Here is a 17,738-nt window from a genome sequence, read left to right as displayed (position 1 = left end):
ACACAAAATGTTAACAATACAGCTCTTTTTGAGATTATCCTGCCTCTGGATAACAATTAACCTGTTCAATATTTTTCATTAAAGGGATCTTATAATGCAATCTGTTGTTGATTTTTTAAACAGCATCATCTGGAGTCCAGTCCTTATATACCTATGTTTAGGTGCAGGTCTGTTTTACTCCATCGCGACGCGTTTTGTGCAAGTTCGTCAATTCAAAGAAATGACCCGCCTACTGTTTTCTGGCAAAAGTTCTGACAAGGGCATTTCATCATTTCAAGCACTCGCCGTTTCACTGTCGGGTCGAGTCGGTACCGGTAACATTGCAGGTGTGGCCGCAGCTATCGGCTTTGGTGGTCCAGGTGCCATCTTCTGGATGTGGGTCGTCGCGTTCCTAGGCGCTGCAACGGCATACACCGAATCAACACTGGCGCAAATCTACAAAGAAGAAGACAACGGAGAGTTCCGTGGTGGTCCGGCTTACTACATAGAAAAAGCCATGGGTCAGAAGTGGTATGCATGGATCTTTGCTATCGCAACTATCTTCGCATGTGGCGTATTGCTGCCAGGCGTTCAATCAAACAGTATCGGTAACGCAATGGAAGCCGCGTTTGGTCCTGGAGAGATGATTGAAACGGCACTGGGCACATTTAGCACAGCCAAAATCATCACAGGTGCCATCATCTCTATCCTGCTTGGTTTCATCATTTTTGGTGGCGTTAAGCGAATTGCAAACTTTACCCAAGTGGTTGTGCCGTTCATGGCACTGGCTTACATCATCATCGCGTTCGTCATCATTTTGCTGAACATCACTGAAATCCCGGGCATCATTGCGATGATCGTGGGTGATGCCTTCACGCCAATGGCAGGCTTTGGTGCAGCCATCGGTTGGGGTGTTAAGCGCGGGGTTTACTCGAACGAAGCAGGTCAAGGCACGGGTCCTCATGCTGCCGCTGCCGCTAACGTGCAACACCCAGCACAACAAGGTTTGGTGCAATCGTTCTCAATTTACATTGATACCCTGCTGGTATGTTCAGCAACGGCGTTTATGATTTTGATCACTGGCGCATACAACGTGCACGGCGCAGGCGAAGCCTTCATCGTTCAGAACATTGCTGCGGATATTGCCGCGAATGGTCCTGTGTACACGCAAATGGCCATTGAAAGCACCATGCCTGACTGGGGCAAACCCTTCATTGCTGTTGCTTTGTTCTTCTTCGCCTTCACCACCATTTTGGCGTACTACTACATTGCAGAAACTAACATCGCGTACATCCGTCGTACCTTCAACGTATCGGGCATGATGTTTGTGCTGAAGTTGGTTCTGATGTCGGCAGTCTTCTATGGCACCGTCAAAACGGCAAACCTTGCTTGGGCAATGGGTGACGTTGGCGTAGGCTTGATGGCATGGCTGAACATCACAGGTCTATTAATTATCTTCTTCCTAGGCAGACCTGCTCTGGTCGCACTTCGCGATTACGAGCGCCAGCAAAAAGACGGGGTGGAAGAGTACACGTTCGATCCTGTTAAGCTGGGTATCAAAAATGCCGATTACTGGGAACAACGTCTGGCACGTCGAACCCAAGATAACGAAGCGGAAAGTGTTTCAGGTAAACCTGTAAATCCCACGGCGTAATCTAGACGTAAAGACAGCAGACAAAACGAAAAAGGTTAGCGAAAGCTAACCTTTTTTATTGCCTCACATCGACATCAAAAGCGCTACTGCTCTTCGCGTTTGAACACCAACTCTTTGTCGTTAGATTCTTCTGCGCTGAACCAGTAACCCGCTATATCGAATGCCTTCAGGCCTTCAACAGAATCAATACGGTTGTCGATGATATAACGCGCCATCATGCCGCGCGCTTTCTTGGCGTAAAAGCTGATCACTTTGTACTGACCGTTTTTACGATCTTTGAAAACAGGTGTAATGATCTGCCCTTTCAACTTGGCAGGCTTCACCGACTTGAAGTATTCGTTCGATGCCAAGTTTACTAAAAGAGTATCGTTTTGTGCTGCCAGAGCCCCGTTAAGCTCACCTGTGATGATGTCACCCCAGAACTGATAGAGGTTACTCCCACGCTCGTTCGCAAGCTTAGTGCCCATTTCAAGGCGATAAGGCTGCATCAAGTCCAATGGTCTCAGCAAACCATACAGGCCCGAAAGCATCCGCAGATGATCTTGCGACCAACTAAAGTCTTCGTCACTCAGGGTTTCGGCTTTAAGGCCGGTATACACATCCCCTTTAAACGCCAAAATCGCAGGACGCGCATTGTCTGGGGTGAATGTCGGTGACCATTCTGAAAAGCGCGCGGCATTGAGGCCTGCAATTTTATCGCTCACCTTCATCAAACTGCCGATATCACCCGGCGTTAGTTGACGACACACTTCAATCAGTTGTTGTGAATGCTCGATCAACGCGGGCTGCGTGAAACGCTCCGTCGCCAGTGGTGATTGGTAATCCAAGGTTTTGGCTGGAGAGACCACAATCAACATAATGTTATTCCCTTCAAACTGTTATTAACGAAAGAGTACCATTAGGCACAAAAAAAGCCACGCGATGCCGCATGGCTTTTTCCAATCATTGTCATTGGTGAAACCGAATCAATTAGCCCTTAGAGGGTAGGCTTTCCGATACGTTCTCGTTCGGTTTACCCCACACGCCTGGCTCAATTTGAGTGAGCATTTCTGGGTGATGACGGCTATTGAAGGTCGGTACTTTTCCACTATCGAGTTGCTGATTATAATCCTTAGCCAATTTCACGACCGTGCCGGACAGCAGCAAAATCGCCACCATGTTGACAATCGCCATTAGCCCCATGGAGGTGTCGGCCATGATCCACACCACAGGCAATTCAGCCATCGCACCAAACATCACCATGCCAAGCACAATCATGCGGAAGACATTCAAGCCCGCCTTGTGGTTGTGCTCCAGAAAAATCAGGTTCGTTTCTGCGTAAGAGTAATTAGCAATAATCGAGGTAAACGCGAAGAAGAAAATGGCGACGGCCACAAAAATCTCGCCCCACGCGCCCACTTCACTCGACAATGCACGCTGCGTCAGTTCAATACCCGTGATCTCACTGCCCGGCATGTATTCGCCTGACATTAAGATAATGGCGACTGTCGCGGTACAAATCACGATGGTATCGACAAACACGCCCAGCATCTGAACATAGCCCTGTGATGCAGGATGAGGAGGATACGGTGTGGCACTGGCCGCAGCATTCGGCGCTGAGCCCATGCCCGCCTCATTTGAGAACAAACCACGTTTAATGCCCTGCACCATGCCTTGCGCAATGGTGTAACCCAATGCGCCTGATGCCGCTTCTTCTAACCCAAATGCACTGCGGAAAATCAACGCGAACACGTCGGGTACTTTCTCTAGGTTGGTCAGCATGATGTAGAAGGCCAACAGCAAGTAGAGCGTCGCCATCACAGGCACAATCAATTCCGCCGTGCGGGCAATTTTGCGAATGCCACCGAAGATGACAAACGCAGACATCAGAACCAGTGCAATCCCTACATAAAGTGGGTCGAAACCAAAGGCAACGTAGGCGGCTTGCGTGATTGAGTTAGCTTGAACAGAGTTAAATACCAGACCAAAAGCCACGATAAGCAAGATGGAGAAGACGACGCCCATCCAACGCATACCCAGCCCTTTTTCCATATAGTAAGCAGGGCCGCCTCGGAAGTTCCCGTCATCATCACGGGTTTTGTAAAGCTGCGCCAACGTACTCTCAGCAAACGCTGTCGCCATGCCCAATATAGCAATTAGCCACATCCAGAAAATAGCACCAGGGCCACCTAGCGTTAGCGCAACAGCCACACCAGCCATATTACCCGTACCCACACGGGCTGCGAGGCTAGTACAAAGTGCTTGGAAGGAGGAAATACCTTCGCTATCTGACTTGCGGCTATTCTTCATCACCTTAAACATGTGGCCAAAATGACGGATCTGGATGAAGCCAAGACGCAATGTAAAAAAGATCCCGCCACCGATAAGTAGATAGATGAGCACCGATCCCCAGATGAGATCGTTCAAAAAATTAATCAGACTTACCACGCCTACCTCTCTTTACGCATAAACATTCTCGCAGCGACTAAGTCTCCGTATTGGAGCGTGCGATTTGAAACAACCAACAAACACTAGAACATGCTCGCGTCGGTCGAAATAGATGAGGAGCTTTTGAACAAGAAAAGGGTTCAAAACTCCAAAAAAGTGTTGTTTGTGTCTTGGTATTGCGGAGGGTTCCCGCTATTTGAGGCGAGATGATGAAGGTTGCCAACCTAAAAATCAATATGAACTCAAGCGCATAACGGTGTGATATTTATTGCGTCACAAGATGTTGAGAAGTCAATAAATATGCATTCCATCAACATAAACGAAACATTTCCCCAAGAAAATAACGCCTCTGTTTCTCGTGTTCTCACACTGTGACTGTTTTGTCTGTGGTGCAAGTCTGTTGCTATGACAGGACTTTTCGCGCATTCCTCGCAACCGCTTGCAATAAGCGATGCCAAAGCACACTAACGCACTGCAACTGTGCGCATTTTGTGCAACGCACTTATAATAGTGATTGACCTCTCATGAAAACTTCACCGAGGTGTAACAAATGAGAAACACTTCAATTTTATTTTATGAAAGGTTTGATACTTAATGAGTAACCGCTAGGGATAACGAGGTGAATTTATGGATAGCTTTGCCTTTGACAACATTTTCGAACAAGAACGACCACAACGTGGTGGACGCACTAAACAAGCTAAACGGAAATGGAGAGAGATTGAAGCGCTGAAAGACCAACAGCGCCTGCGTAGAGAGCTTCAAGATATTGATATGCTCGGCGACTTCAGCAGCAGCGAGTTTGAGCTTTAGGCTGAATACCCATTTGGTTTCTAACCCTCCCACGCACAGGATTGTGCGCTAGACGGAATCGTGAAAAAGGCACCCACTCGGTGCCTTTTTATTGTCTTTGAATAACGGTGTTGATGAGATATTTATAGCGCGGCAGCCAACTCTTTAAAGCGCACCGCCACTTGCTCACCAAACAGCGGATCTTGCTCCTCTTCCTCCCATTGCGATTGCAAAGAGTTCCAGTCATCCGTCGTCAGCGTTTTCTCAATGGCTGGCAACACAGAACTTTCTTCCAACTCCAAATGACTGCGCTGCTGCTCAACAAACTTGTTGAGTCTGTCCGCGAACAGATCGAGCGGGATGACGGCATCCATCAATATCATTTCAACCGTGTCAGCGAATTCCGCTGTGAGTACTGCCAATTCCTCGTGCTCAGCATCCAGCTTTGCAACACCTTCGTGATCGTCATAATGCGAGACATAATAGTGGTAGATCAGATCTTCTTTCGGGTGATGGTATTTTTCCGCATACTCCTGCAAATACATTACCGTGTCGCGGATCTGCCCAAAGTTCACAGGCTTCTCATCACGAATAGCTCCCAAGTTTTGGGTCAGTAATCTAAGCAATCGGCTTATGTTACTGTGATCTCTATGAATGCTTGCTACTAACATAGCGCCTCCTTTCTTCATTCACTCGACCCTTTCAGTCTAAACCTCCCGAGTAATGAGAACTTGCGCATGGTCATTTTTTGTTCAGTTAATGTCTGGCATGAATTGAGCAAAAAAATAGCCCGCGATCCGTTTCACGAATGCGGGCGATATTGTTGTGCTTTAGCTATCAGTTATCAGTTATCAGTTATCAGTTATCAGTTATCAGTTATCAGTTATCAAGAGAAGGTTGCCAGTTAATCGGAGATTTACCCATCTCTTCCAGTAAAGTGTTGGTGGCAGAAAAATGCTTACAGCCAAAGAATCCACGATAAGCTGACAGTGGTGACGGGTGAGGCCCTTCAAGCACATGGTGACGAGTGCGATCAATCGCTCTCCCTTTTTTGCGTGCATGTGCTCCCCACAACAAGAAGACCACACCCTCTCGATGCTGATTCACAGCATCAATGATGCGATCCGTGAAGGTCTCCCATCCCAAGTGCGCGTGCGAATTCGCATTACCTTGTTCCACCGTGAGGACGGTATTCAAGAGCAGTACCCCTTGATCCGCCCAACTTTTCAAATAGCCGTGATCAGGGACAGTAAAGCCTTCAATATCTTGTTCTAGCTCTTTATACATATTCACCAAAGACGGCGGTGTTTTAATGCCCGGGAGGACAGAAAAGCACAGGCCATGCGCTTGATTAGGCCCGTGATAAGGGTCTTGCCCCAAGATCACCACACTGACATCAGCAAACTCAGTGAAACGAAAAGCATTGAAGACATCTTCTTGGGGTGGGTAAATCACTTTCCCCTGTGCTCGCGCTTGTGCGACCGTATCCAACGTTTGTTTTAGATACTCTTGTTCTTTTTCCTGACCAATAACGTCATCCCAAGTGACTGACTGCGTCATGCTGACCTCGCGTGTGTGAATTTACGAACCTAAGCGTGCTATACCGTCGCTACATAGCAACAGGCGCTGTTGCCGCAGCCTCAAACTGACGTAACAAGCGTATTTCATCTGCCCAACGCTCTGGCTTAATGGTTTCCAAAATAAGCGGTATCCCGTTGAAGCGCTGATCTTGCATGATCACCTCGAAACACGGTAGGCCAATTTCACCATCTCCTAGTGCCTGATGACGATCCACGCGACCACCAAGCGGCGTTTTCGAATCGTTCAAGTGCATTGCACGCAGATAATCAAACCCCACTAAATGATCGAACTCCGCAAATGTCGCCTCGGCAGCACTGTGTGTTCGCAGATCATACCCTGCAGCAAAGGCATGGCAGGTATCGATGCAGACACCCACGCGAGATTTGTCACTCACCTGCGAGATGATCGAAGCGAGTTGCTCAAACGACCAACCCATGTTGGTTCCCTGCCCTGCGGTGTTTTCAATAACAGCAACCACATTTGGCACCGCGTCATGGGCAAGGTTAATGGATTCAGCAATCAACGATAGGCACGCTTCTTCGCTGATTTTTTTCAGATGACTACCCGGATGAAAATTAAGCAAAGGCAGACCGAGGGTTTGGCAGCGTTCCATTTCGTCGATAAAGGCATCGCGAGATTTAATCAGCTTGTCTTCTTCTGGCGCACCCAGATTAATCAAGTACGAGTCATGGGGAAGAATTGCCTCAGGCACAAAGCCCAATGCTTGGCATTTCGCCTTAAACGCTGCGACGGTCGAGGCCTCTAACGGTTTTGCCTGCCATTGACGTTGATTCTTGGTAAACACCGCGAACGCGTTTGCGCCAATTTCAGCAGCATTCATGGGTGCTTTATCTACCCCTCCTGCAGCCGAAACATGCGCTCCAATAAATTTCATAACATTTCTCACTTTGTTTATACCCAAACAAGCATCTTGCGGTTGCTTGGGTATAGTAACTGACAACAGTTTAAGTTACTTAATCCAAGATAAAAGCGGAATATTTACCGTAAACCGCCCCTTAAAATGTAGTAATAAAATTACAAATGTAATTTTTGGCCAATCTTTAGCTTGTTACCGAATTGTTTTAAATACAGATAGTTAAGTTTTTATTGATTAAGCGCAAGAAATCAAAGGCGACAATTGGGCATATTTTGATTGTATTTTGACTAAAATCAAAATAACCTTACGGATAGTAAGGTATACAAGTACCCAGCTCATCAAATGATGGAAAATTAAAACCACCAAGCCTATCAAGGGGAAAGAATATGATCACTGGTATTCAAATCACGAAAGCCGCTAACGACGACCTACTGAATTCTATCTGGCTGCTGAACAGCGAGACCAATGAAGCACGTTGCATCGCTGCTAAAGCAGGCTTCGAAGCAGACCAAGTTATCCCAGCCGCCGATCTGGGTGAGTACGAAAGCCGCGATATCGCGATTGAAGTACCAGCGAAAATTGAAGGTGGCCAACACCTGAACGTTAACGTCCTGAAGCGTGAAACACTGGAAGATGCTGCTAAGCACCCAGAAAAGTACCCACAGTTGACGATTCGTGTATCAGGTTATGCTGTTCGCTTTAACTCGCTGACCACTGAGCAGCAACGCGACGTTATCGCACGTACTTTCACTAGCTCTCTGTAATAGATACTTCTATATACAAATCGCTAGAATGAAAAAACCGGCCAATTGGCCGGTTTTTTATTTTTCAGCAAAGGCTTATCAGCCAGCTACCTTCATCAGGTATGCGCGAAGCTGTGCAAATTCTGCATCTTGCTCCACTGACAACAAATCCATCACGGCATGTTTCGCCAAAGGACCCGGCAACGGAATGTCTAGCCCCAAGATCTCATCCACCGACTCTTTGAATTTCGCAGGGTGTGCCGTACAAAGGAACAGGCCATGCTCGCCATCTTGCAGTTGCTCGTTCAACGCACGGTATGCAATAGCACCATGTGGCTCACACAGATAACCCGCATCAAACATCGCTTTCAACGTTTCTGCCGTTTCTTCATCGGTTACCGCCGCTGAACCCAACTCATTCAAGCCCCAGCCTTGCAACTGACATAGCTCTTCGATACGCGGCCAGTTGTTTGGCTGGCTCACATCCATGGCGTTAGACAACGTGGCGATAGTTGGTGTTGGCGTCCATTCACCCGTTTTTAGGTAACGTGGCACGGTATCATTTACGTTGGTCGCGGCAATAAAGCGTTTAATTGGCAAGCCAATCGCTTTCGCCAGCAAACCTGCAGTGAGGTTACCGAAGTTACCACTTGGTACGGCAACCACGAGGTTCTCGCGCTGCGCTTTCGTCAGCTGTGATGCCGCTTCGAAGTAGTAACAAATCTGTGCCATCAAGCGGCTGATATTGATTGAGTTTGCTGAGTTAAGGCCAATAGCAGCGCGAAGCTCTGCATCGTCAAACGCATCTTTTACCATGGCCTGACAATCATCAAACGTGCCGTTGATTGCCACGGTGTGGATATTACCACCTAGGGTACAGAACAGTTTTTCCTGCAGCGGGCTGATCTTGCCTTTCGGGTACAAGATAACCACTTTGATGTTTTCCATGCCAAAAAATGCATGGGCAACTGCCGCTCCTGTATCACCGGACGTGGCCGTCAGAATAGTCACTTTGCCACCGTCAGAAACAGCCGCGAGTGATTGCGCCATAAAACGGCCGCCAAAGTCTTTGAACGCCAGCGTAGGGCCATGGAACAGCTCCAACGCGCTAACGGTGTCAGTGACTTTTTCAACGGACGCAGGGAACTGAAACGCGTTTTCGACCATGCTGCGCACAGTGTCTGGCGTTAGTTCATCGCCGATAAGCGCTGACAAGATTTCACTGCTACGTGTGACAAAGTCTTTGTCTAGCAGCGCATCAATGTCATCAAATTTTGGTAATTCACTTGGGAAGAACAAGCCTTGATTACGGCCAAGCCCTTGTTTTACAGCCTGTCCGAATGAGACCTGCTCGTCGTTTTCCTTGATATTGTAAAGCTTCATAGTTCACTTCCTGTCACTGTCGATCCCTTCACATCCAATCGACAGATGTGGACAAATCCTTCTTCATTTTGAACATAGTGGTCTTGCAACCACTTGGCGACACGCTCAGCAACCTCTTTGTCATCGGTAATACTGAACAGCGTCGGGCCAGAACCAGAGATGCCGGTTGCTAGCGCGCCAGCTTCTTGTGCATAACGTCTTGCATCCGCAAAACCCGGCAGCAATTTTTCGCGATACGGTTCAGCCACCACATCTTTGATCATACTCGCTGCCAATTGCGGCTGACCAGAGTAACAGCCATGGATAAAGCCTGCCAGATGACGACCGTGATTAATCACATCCTGGCGACGATATTGCGCGGGTAAAATGGCTCGTGCTTCGGCGGTAGGCACTTTAATGCCGGGATACGCCATCACCCAATACCATTCATCAAAGCAAGGCACTTGCTGACTAATGATGCCCATCTGCTCGACCATCAGTTGCAAGCCACCCAAGTAACACGGCGCGACGTTGTCGTAGTGCAAACTGCCTGAAATTGCCGCTTCCATCTCACCCATCAGAGCAAGAAGCGTGGTTTCATCGAGCGCTTCATCATGGAATTTATTGATCGCATCCAATGCCGCCACAATAGAACATGCACTTGAACCCAAACCGGATCCAATCGGCATATTCTTTTCCAGCGTCATGACGATGTTGCGAACAGGCTCGCCACGCTTTTCCATCTCACGACAGAAAACAAGGTAGCTTTGATAAACGATGTTTTCTTCTTGATCCGCAGGCAGCTTATCAACAAAGCTGCCAACACAATGGAGAGTGAATGGCACATTTCCGCCATCCGCGACCATGACACGATCACCGAGTAGAGAGCCATCAATTGGAGAGACTGCTGCCCCTAAAACATCAAACCCAACACTCACGTTGCCGATAGACGCCGGCGCGTAAACAACAACACTCATGATTACACTCCCAGCTTCCAGCCAAGTGTACGCATCAAGTCAGCGAACACACCCGCCGCAGTCACCTGAGTGCCTGCACCGTAACCACGTAATACCAATGGAATTGGTTGGTAATAACGACTGTAGAAAGCCAGTGCGTTTTCACCCTCTTTGATCTTAAACATTGGGTCATCAGCATCGACGGCTTGAATTTTCACCGAGCAATGACCTTTATCAATACAACCGATGTAGCGCAGCACTTTGCCTTCCGCGCGCGCTTCCGCTGCAATCTTATTGAAGTAAACGTCAGCTTCTGGCAGCTTGGCCATGAAGGCATCAACATCGCCAGATGAGTCAAAACCCGGTGGCAATGCAGGCTCAACGTCAACATCTTCAAGTTCAAGGTTCATGCCTGCTTCACGAGCAAGGATCAATAGCTTACGCGCCACATCCATCCCCGAGAGATCGTCACGTGGATCTGGCTCGGTAAAGCCGCTATCACGGGCAACAGAGGTTGCTTCACTAAAGCTTTGACCTTCATCGAGCTTACCGAAGATATGAGACAGTGAACCGGACAGGATACCCATGAACTTCTCAAGCTCATCTCCCGCAGAGATGAGGTTTTGCAGGTTTTCAATTACAGGCAGGCCAGCACCTACTGTGGTGTCGTACATGAACTTACGACGGCTTGCGCGCGCAGATTTACGCAGCTGTTGGTAATAAGCCATGCTCGCGGTGTTGGCTTTTTTGTTCGGTGTGATGACATGGAAACCTGCCGACAAGAAATCTGCATATTGATCAGCAATTGATTGATCAGAGGTACAGTCGATAAACACGGGGTTGATGATGTGGTTTTGCTCCACCAAACTCACCAAGCGAGACAAGTTAAACGGTTCATTGATGTTTGTCAGTTCGTCGCGCCAGTTGTCAAGATCAATACCTTTGCTGTCTAGCAACATGCCGCGGCTGTTTGCTAACCCGCAAACTCGAATGATAATGCCTTGGCCTGCTAATTTGCTCTGCTGGCGCTTCACCTGCTCGACCAGCTCACCGCCCACACCGCCAACGCCAACAATAAATACATCAAGGTAGTGATTACTGTTAAATAGGTTCACGTGACACGCTTTCACGGCTTCCGACACACGGTTGTCCGGAATAACCGCCGAAATAGAGCGCTCAGAAGAACCCTGTGCAATCGCGACGATGTTGACGTTCACTTCCGCTAAAGAGGTAAAGAACTGAGATGCCACCCCTTTCGCAGTGCGCATCGCATCACCCACCAATGAGACAATCGCGACGTCATCGACAAAATCGACAGGCTCAAGCAGACCGTCTTTTAGCTCAAGTTCAAAGTTCTCTTGCAGTGCACGCTGTGCCAGTGGCTTGTCTTGCGCTTCAATACAAAAACTGATGCTGTATTCAGACGATGACTGAGTGATCAATACAACAGAAACGCCCGCTGCTGACATGGCGCCGAATACACGTGCTGCCATGCCTACCATGCCTTTCATGCCAGGGCCAGACACGTTAACCATGCTCAGCTCACTCAAGGTAGTGATGCCTTTTACTGCAAGGTTGTCTTCACCGTTGTCGAAACCAATCAAGGTGCCTGCACCCTGAGGGTTTGCCGTGTTTTTAATCAGGCATGGGATGTGAAAGCGAGCAATAGGAAGAATGGTTTTCGGGTGCAAGACTTTCGCACCGAAGTAAGACAGTTCCATTGCTTCTTGGTAGCTCAATGATTTCAATAGTTGTGCATCTGGTACTAGGCGGGGGTCACAGCTATAAACACCATCCACATCAGTCCAAATTTCACAGCATTCTGCTCGCACACATGCGGCCAAAACGGCTGCCGAGTAATCCGAGCCGTTACGGCCCAAGGTCACCAATTCGCCTTGCTCATTCGACGCCGTAAAGCCCGGCATCAAGCCAATGTGTTTCGCTGGGATAGGTTCTTTGCTGAAGTTGTCAGAAGAAACTTCGATATCCACCATGGCTTCAAGGTAATCACCTTTAGCCTGAAGGTAGTGAACAGGGTCGATCACGAAGGTGTTGTGACCACGTGCTTGTAGCAACGCTGACATGGTGGCAATAGAGAGACGCTCACCTTTACTGATAATGCGTGCATAAATGTTGTCAGGACACAGTCCCAGCAACGCAATGCCGTGAATATATTGCTTAAGCTGATCAACTGAGCACGCTAATTCAACATACAGCGCTGCTTTGTCAAAATCCGCTTCCATTTCGGCAAGACCGTCAAACAGTGCCGAGAAAATCGACTCAATCAGTGCAACCTGACTGTCTGCTTCGCCATGTTTCACTGTGTGATCAATCACATCAACTAAGGCATTCGTGATTTTTGCCGGCGCAGATAATACCGCTGACACGTCACCCTGACAGGTATTGCTTGTGATGATTTCTGCTGCGCGGCTAAAACGTTCCGCATTGGCTAATGATGTGCCACCAAACTTTAAAACTCGCATCCTTACCTCCAACTCCTTCCTGAACCCGAAAATTCAATAACAAATAAGCGAAAAAAAAGCCCGCACATCTTTTTAGTGCGGGCTTTTTTTTAAATTTCTGTGCATGTCAGCCCGCACCTTCACCCATGGTGATGGTAATAATGGTGATAATGGTTGTAGTGCCGACTGTATGAAGCATCGCTTTGGACCTTCCGTGCTGCGTTTTTATAACCTTTACTCAATGCAGGGTATCAGGTCAACAAAAATTTAAGTTATCTATCAAAAAAACGCCATAATTCGCAAGATTAAATTAACACAATTAAAAGATGAGAAAGCGCAGCATTCCGCCCCTTGATGCTTGCGATTGTGAAAAGAGCACGACATAGTGAATTAAATTGAGCAGAAAAGCAGCAATAACAAAGGAGGGAACCATGGCGGTTGAAATGGAGGAATTGGTTGCGCAGACTATATTACAGGGCTCAGACGCTATGTATGGTCGATTTTTGGATGTGACTGCAGGCGCACAAGAACGTTTTGAGCAGCGCGACTGGAAAAATGTGCAAAGCGCTTTAAAAACCCGCATCAATTTTTATGACCACCATGTGGCACTGGTTAGCCAGCAATTGAAAACCATGTTGGATAAACAACACGCGACTCGATCTTTCCTTATGGCAGTCAAAGAATCCTACAGCCATCTGCTGGATGACTACCCACGCTATGACATTGCAGAAAGCTTCTTTAACTCTGTGTATTGTCGTATGTTCGACCACCGAAATATTCGCCGTGACAAACTGTTTGTGAATAGCTCGCAGGGAGGACGAATTCCTAAGTACCCCACACCTTTGCTAAAACGCTATCCCTCTCAAAAAAACTTGATCCAAACTGTCGAACGCATTCTCGATGACACCCCCTTCACGCTGCCTTGGGTCAATAAAGCACGCGATGTCCATCGTATTGTTGAGGCCATGCAGCAACGTTTAGGACCCCAACTGACCAATGAAGTCACCATCGACATGATCCGTGAGCCTTTTTTCCGCAACAAGGCCGCGTACTTGATTGGTCGCATTGATATGGCGAATCAGACTCGCCCGTTGGTTTTACCCATTCTTGTCAATTCGCAGGGTGAATTGTATGTCGATGCCTGCATCACCGACTCTGATGATGTCAGCGTGATCTTTGGCTTCGCGCGTTCTTATTTTATGGTTTACGCGCCAGCACCTGCCGCATTAGTCGATTTTCTCAATCAGCTGATGCCACACAAAACACCCGCACAACTCTACACAGCGATAGGTTGTCAGAAACACGGGAAAACTGAACTCTATCGCGAGTTTCTACAACATATTGACAGCTCAGATGATCAGTTTGTTGTCGCGCCCGGCATTAAGGGCATGGTGATGTCCGTGTTCACCCTCCCCTCATATGGCTTCGTATTTAAGATCATTAAAGACAAATTCGCCCCGCAAAAAGACGTCACGCATGCCATTGTAAAAGAAAAATATCAGCTGGTTAAAGAACACGACCGCGTGGGTCGCATGGCAGATACTCTCGACTATCGAAACTTCATCTTTCCTCGAGATAGATTTAGCGATGAACTCATTAAAGAGTTGCTAGAGGTTGCTGAATCCAACATCAAACTCACCAGCAAAGAAGTTCACATTCGTCACCTGTACATGGAACGACGAATGATCCCCCTCAATATTTATCTCGAGCAGGCGGATGACGATGAACTTCGTGAGGCGGTTCAAGGGTATGGCGATGCTATTAAACAATTGGCGGCGGCGAACATTTTTGCAGGCGACATGTTGTTTAAAAACTTTGGGGTATCACGCCATAGCCGTGTCATTTTTTATGATTACGATGAAATCTCCTACCTGACAGAAGTGAACTTCCGACACATTCCGCCACCGCGCTTCCCTGAGGACGAAATGGCCGCTGAACCTTGGTACAGCGTGGGAGAATACGATGTTTTCCCAGAAGAATTTCGCACCTTCTTGTTGATCAACCCCAAGATCCGCGCCTTGTTTGATGAGCTGCATTCAGATTTATTTGATGCGGAATATTGGAAAAGCCTTCAGACCAATATCCAGCAAGGTCAGTTTAATGATGTGTTCCCATACAGCGAGGAGTCACGTTTCTCTAACCTCTGAAAGTGAGACCAAGAACAGCCACTGACAAAAAATTGTCGCTATATGGGCACAAGATTTGCTTTATTTTTAACCACCTTTTAGTGACAGCAACGCAAGGCCGTTGTCATTTCGAGAGGTGAGTTAACAATGGCGAAAAATTCATGACAGTCCGGTAACAAAATTAAGACGAGTGGACTAGAATGATTACGCTGTCTAATAAAAACGAACCAGGGAGGGTAGTAAATGAATCGAATCTTGCTCGCCATTACCCTGCAATCAGTGGCTTTTTTCACATTCGCGCAGGGTTCGTTACCGCTGTATGAATACATCGAGGAAGATAACCGTGATCCTTGGTTTTCCCACTCAATCTCAACGGGTGGCCAAAGTTTTGACAGTTGGACGATAAGCTCTGGCTATCACTATCCTGTTCTCAAAAAAATCAATGTCTATCTGGCGACAGAAATGACGACTGAGTCCGACTACAACGCTAGTGCCAAAGGGATACTTAGCGGTCTCGAATACAATTTCAACGATGCTTTGAGCTTTGGCAGTAACGTTCAAGCCGAGCGCGTCAACGAAGAGACCATCGGCAGTGTGGGCATGAGCAGTCAATATAAGCTCACTGACAAGCTAAATCTCCAAGCCAAGTTTGACTACAGTGTAAGCCAACAACCTGCGGCATCAGCTAACTATCAACTCGGTGTCGGATACCGCTTCTAGCGTTATTGTTACTGTTCACCAAACTCAATGGGGTGTTGGCTGACCATCACCCCGTTTAAATCGGCAAACAAATAATCCCCAGGTGAAATCGGCACATCATGAATGCGCAAAGGAACATCTTCATCACCCGCGCCGCGCTTTTCCGTCTTAATCGGACAAACACCAAGCGCTTTAACACCTAATGGCATCTTGCTCAGCGCACTTGCATCTCGCACTGCACCAAAAACCACAATCCCTTCCCAGCCATTGGTAACCGCTCGCTCAGCTAACAAATCGCCCAACAACGCCTTGTTTAAGTTACCGTGCCCATCCACCACCAATACTCGTCCTTCTCCAGGCTTGCCCAGTATGTCTCTGACTTTTGAGTTGTCTTCAAAGCATCTCAATGTTTCCACACGGCCGGAGAATGCAGAACGTCCGCCGAAATCACGCCATTGAACGGGGATCCAATGAACATCGTCACCGTGCGCATCACTAATATCTGGCAATAAATCTTCCATGCTGTTCCCCTCTTGTTGCAGTCCATACCACACTAAAGGTAGCAACCTCGCAGTGTTATGTAAGGTCATTCACCTCAAAATGGAATTTCTTCTGCAGGTCGCAATGTCAACTCAACGCACCATACCCTTCGTCTAACATCACGCTCTAATGCAATACTTTGTTCAAAATCAAAAGCCAATCCATTGATTTTACTCAGTAGTTCTCAGTGCGTGACGATGCACGTTTTCAGGCAATCTAGATGCCCTCATCTACGCTCTCACAGTGAAATGGTTGACCCCCTATAAACAAAATGGTCTGATACCCTTGAGTTGTTACACAATTTTCACACCTGTTGTAATAGTACGAAATAGATTAAACTCACTAGTAATATTTGAGACATTTTTTGGCGCAATATTCCATGATTTGCGACCACAAAGGCTGAGATTGACGTATATCAATAAAGATTAAAAAAAGTTGCGTTGATTTATTACTAAATATTGTTAGCACGCTGTTAAATGAATACAATCAGCCCTATCCAAAGGATTTGCTGGCCAAAATGATTTGACTAGTAGCATGCAGCGCGTTTAAACGCATCTGCAATCACCTTCTCTAAGGATGGCGTTTGTATCAGGGAAGTATGCCGAATAGGCAAGCAAAGTACTTTTGATATACTTTTCCTGTTTGTAACTTTTATTCATAGAGTCTGAGTACTCTGTGAGTGTTAATACCAGATTCCTTAAAGAAATTAGGTAACGCCAATGCAAACCCCTCATATTCTGATTGTTGAAGACGAACACGTAACTCGTAACACGCTGAAAAGCATCTTTGAAGCGGAAGGTTATACCGTTCTAGAAGCCAATGATGGCGAAGAAATGCATCAAGTGCTATCGAACAATCAGGTTCACTTGGTCATTATGGACATTAATCTTCCAGGTAAGAATGGCCTGCTGCTTGCACGTGAATTGCGTGAACTTGGCGACATGGCACTGATGTTCTTAACTGGCCGTGACAACGAAGTGGACAAAATCCTGGGTCTGGAAATCGGTGCGGATGATTACATCACCAAACCATTCAACCCACGTGAACTGACTATTCGTGCTCGCAACCTTCTGACACGTGCAATGAGCCAAGGCGCACTGCCAGAAGACAAGCGTTCAGTTGAAAGCTACGCGTTCAACGGCTGGGCACTGGATATCAACAGTCGCTCACTGATAAGCCCAGACAACGAGCAGTTCAAGCTGCCACGTTCTGAGTTCCGTGCACTGCTGCATTTCTGCGAGAATCCGGGAAAAATCCAGACTCGCGCAGATCTGCTGAAGAAAATGACTGGCCGTGAGCTTAAGCCACATGACCGCACCGTTGATGTCACAATCCGTCGTATCCGTAAGCATTTTGAGTCTTTTGGTGACACACCAGAAATCATTGCCACGATTCACGGTGAAGGCTACCGCTTTTGTGGCGAGTTAGAAGATATCTAACTCCCCCTCACATCTAGCGTTATCAACACCGATGAAAAAGGCCTGCATTTGAAGTGACCCCGTAAAGTTGGACATTTCTGTTAAGCGGCTTTCAAGGCCTGATT

The 17,738-nt window shown here is 47.4% G+C and carries 15 protein-coding genes and 1 other annotated feature; of the genes, 6 read left to right on the top strand and 9 right to left on the bottom strand.

Features of this window, described 5'->3' with window-relative positions:
• The first annotated feature begins 94 nt into the window (after positions 1–94).
• On the top strand, positions 95–1,633 hold the full coding sequence (locus tag ACED36_RS16920; protein ID WP_017004573.1) for a sodium:alanine symporter family protein: 1,539 nt from the start codon (positions 95–97) through the stop codon (positions 1,631–1,633).
• 83 nt (positions 1,634–1,716) lie between these two features.
• Here the strand turns inward: ACED36_RS16920 and yaaA are convergent, their stop codons facing one another.
• Both yaaA and ACED36_RS16910 read right to left on the bottom strand, forming a co-directional pair.
• Positions 1,717–2,490: a peroxide stress protein YaaA gene (gene yaaA, locus ACED36_RS16915; RefSeq protein ID WP_016961713.1), complete on the bottom strand. Its 774-nt coding sequence runs from the start codon at positions 2,488–2,490 to the stop codon at positions 1,717–1,719.
• Between the two features lie 112 nt (positions 2,491–2,602).
• The gene (locus ACED36_RS16910; protein WP_016961714.1) at positions 2,603–4,060 is read right to left on the bottom strand and encodes a sodium:alanine symporter family protein; all 1,458 of its coding nucleotides are present in this window, start codon (positions 4,058–4,060) and stop codon (positions 2,603–2,605) included.
• 627 nt (positions 4,061–4,687) lie between these two features.
• Between ACED36_RS16910 and ACED36_RS16905 the strand changes: the two genes are divergently transcribed.
• A complete protein-coding gene (locus tag ACED36_RS16905; RefSeq protein ID WP_016961715.1) occupies positions 4,688–4,870 on the top strand; it encodes a DUF3545 family protein in 183 nt (60 codons plus the stop codon).
• A 122-nt stretch (positions 4,871–4,992) separates the two neighbouring features.
• Here the strand turns inward: ACED36_RS16905 and ACED36_RS16900 are convergent, their stop codons facing one another.
• From ACED36_RS16900 to nfo, 3 genes are all read right to left on the bottom strand, one after another.
• Positions 4,993–5,520, bottom strand: a complete 528-nt coding sequence (locus tag ACED36_RS16900) for a hemerythrin domain-containing protein (RefSeq protein ID WP_016961717.1) — start codon at positions 5,518–5,520, stop codon at positions 4,993–4,995.
• A gap of 208 nt (positions 5,521–5,728) precedes the next feature.
• On the bottom strand, positions 5,729–6,409 hold the full coding sequence (ung, locus tag ACED36_RS16895) for a uracil-DNA glycosylase (protein WP_016961719.1): 681 nt from the start codon (positions 6,407–6,409) through the stop codon (positions 5,729–5,731).
• Between the two features lie 49 nt (positions 6,410–6,458).
• Entirely contained in the window at positions 6,459–7,325 is an 867-nt protein-coding gene (gene nfo, locus ACED36_RS16890; protein WP_371733560.1) for a deoxyribonuclease IV, read from the bottom strand.
• Between the two features lie 368 nt (positions 7,326–7,693).
• Between nfo and grcA the strand changes: the two genes are divergently transcribed.
• Positions 7,694–8,071, top strand: coding sequence for an autonomous glycyl radical cofactor GrcA (gene grcA / locus ACED36_RS16885; protein WP_016961721.1), 378 nt, complete (start codon positions 7,694–7,696; stop codon positions 8,069–8,071).
• 78 nt (positions 8,072–8,149) lie between these two features.
• On the opposite strand, the gene thrC is transcribed toward grcA, so the two are convergent.
• From thrC to thrA, 3 genes are read right to left on the bottom strand one after another with little or no spacing between them, the layout of a single operon-like run.
• Positions 8,150–9,433, bottom strand: coding sequence for a threonine synthase (thrC, locus tag ACED36_RS16880; RefSeq protein WP_017004568.1), 1,284 nt, complete (start codon positions 9,431–9,433; stop codon positions 8,150–8,152).
• Positions 9,430–10,389, bottom strand: coding sequence for a homoserine kinase (gene thrB / locus ACED36_RS16875; protein ID WP_016961724.1), 960 nt, complete (start codon positions 10,387–10,389; stop codon positions 9,430–9,432). Before thrB ends, thrC begins: the two co-directional genes overlap by 4 nt.
• Positions 10,390–10,391: 2 nt before the next feature.
• A complete protein-coding gene (gene thrA / locus ACED36_RS16870) occupies positions 10,392–12,851 on the bottom strand; it encodes a bifunctional aspartate kinase/homoserine dehydrogenase I (protein ID WP_016961725.1) in 2,460 nt (819 codons plus the stop codon).
• A 49-nt stretch (positions 12,852–12,900) separates the two neighbouring features.
• Positions 12,901–13,019 (bottom strand) — a sequence feature (Thr leader region).
• Between the two features lie 242 nt (positions 13,020–13,261).
• On the opposite strand from thrA, the gene aceK reads away from it, so the two are divergent.
• Both aceK and ACED36_RS16860 read left to right on the top strand, forming a co-directional pair.
• Positions 13,262–14,977: a bifunctional isocitrate dehydrogenase kinase/phosphatase gene (gene aceK / locus ACED36_RS16865; protein WP_016961726.1), complete on the top strand. Its 1,716-nt coding sequence runs from the start codon at positions 13,262–13,264 to the stop codon at positions 14,975–14,977.
• 222 nt (positions 14,978–15,199) lie between these two features.
• On the top strand, positions 15,200–15,676 hold the full coding sequence (locus tag ACED36_RS16860; RefSeq protein ID WP_017006922.1) for a hypothetical protein: 477 nt from the start codon (positions 15,200–15,202) through the stop codon (positions 15,674–15,676).
• Positions 15,677–15,684: 8 nt separating this feature from the next.
• Here ACED36_RS16860 and ACED36_RS16855 read toward each other — a convergent pair whose 3' ends face one another.
• Entirely contained in the window at positions 15,685–16,176 is a 492-nt protein-coding gene (locus ACED36_RS16855; RefSeq protein ID WP_016961728.1) for a putative 4-hydroxy-4-methyl-2-oxoglutarate aldolase, read from the bottom strand.
• Positions 16,177–16,914: 738 nt separating this feature from the next.
• Here ACED36_RS16855 and arcA point away from each other — a divergent pair.
• Positions 16,915–17,634: a two-component system response regulator ArcA gene (gene arcA, locus ACED36_RS16850; protein ID WP_016961729.1), complete on the top strand. Its 720-nt coding sequence runs from the start codon at positions 16,915–16,917 to the stop codon at positions 17,632–17,634.
• Positions 17,635–17,738: the final 104 nt, after the last annotated feature.

This window comes from Enterovibrio sp. FF113, from assembly GCF_041439165.1.
Lineage (GTDB): Bacteria > Pseudomonadota > Gammaproteobacteria > Enterobacterales > Vibrionaceae > Enterovibrio > Enterovibrio norvegicus_A.
The sequence above is the reverse complement of the archived record's forward strand: the minus strand, read 5'-3'. Positions and strand labels throughout refer to the sequence as shown.

Bases quoted from the DNA above. Each gene is read 5' to 3' on its own strand.
- ACED36_RS16920 (WP_017004573.1), top strand. From the start codon at position 95: ATGCAATCTGTTGTTGATTTTTTAAACAGCATCATCTGGAGTCCAGTC.
- yaaA (WP_016961713.1), bottom strand. From the start codon at position 2,490: ATGTTGATTGTGGTCTCTCCAGCCAAAACCTTGGATTACCAATCACCA.
- ACED36_RS16905 (WP_016961715.1), top strand. From the start codon at position 4,688: ATGGATAGCTTTGCCTTTGACAACATTTTCGAACAAGAACGACCACAA.
- ACED36_RS16900 (WP_016961717.1), bottom strand. From the start codon at position 5,520: ATGTTAGTAGCAAGCATTCATAGAGATCACAGTAACATAAGCCGATTG.
- ung (WP_016961719.1), bottom strand. From the start codon at position 6,409: ATGACGCAGTCAGTCACTTGGGATGACGTTATTGGTCAGGAAAAAGAA.
- nfo (WP_371733560.1), bottom strand. From the start codon at position 7,325: ATGAAATTTATTGGAGCGCATGTTTCGGCTGCAGGAGGGGTAGATAAA.
- grcA (WP_016961721.1), top strand. From the start codon at position 7,694: ATGATCACTGGTATTCAAATCACGAAAGCCGCTAACGACGACCTACTG.
- thrC (WP_017004568.1), bottom strand. From the start codon at position 9,433: ATGAAGCTTTACAATATCAAGGAAAACGACGAGCAGGTCTCATTCGGA.
- thrB (WP_016961724.1), bottom strand. From the start codon at position 10,389: ATGAGTGTTGTTGTTTACGCGCCGGCGTCTATCGGCAACGTGAGTGTT.
- thrA (WP_016961725.1), bottom strand. From the start codon at position 12,851: ATGCGAGTTTTAAAGTTTGGTGGCACATCATTAGCCAATGCGGAACGT.
- aceK (WP_016961726.1), top strand. From the start codon at position 13,262: ATGGCGGTTGAAATGGAGGAATTGGTTGCGCAGACTATATTACAGGGC.
- ACED36_RS16860 (WP_017006922.1), top strand. From the start codon at position 15,200: ATGAATCGAATCTTGCTCGCCATTACCCTGCAATCAGTGGCTTTTTTC.
- ACED36_RS16855 (WP_016961728.1), bottom strand. From the start codon at position 16,176: ATGGAAGATTTATTGCCAGATATTAGTGATGCGCACGGTGACGATGTT.
- arcA (WP_016961729.1), top strand. From the start codon at position 16,915: ATGCAAACCCCTCATATTCTGATTGTTGAAGACGAACACGTAACTCGT.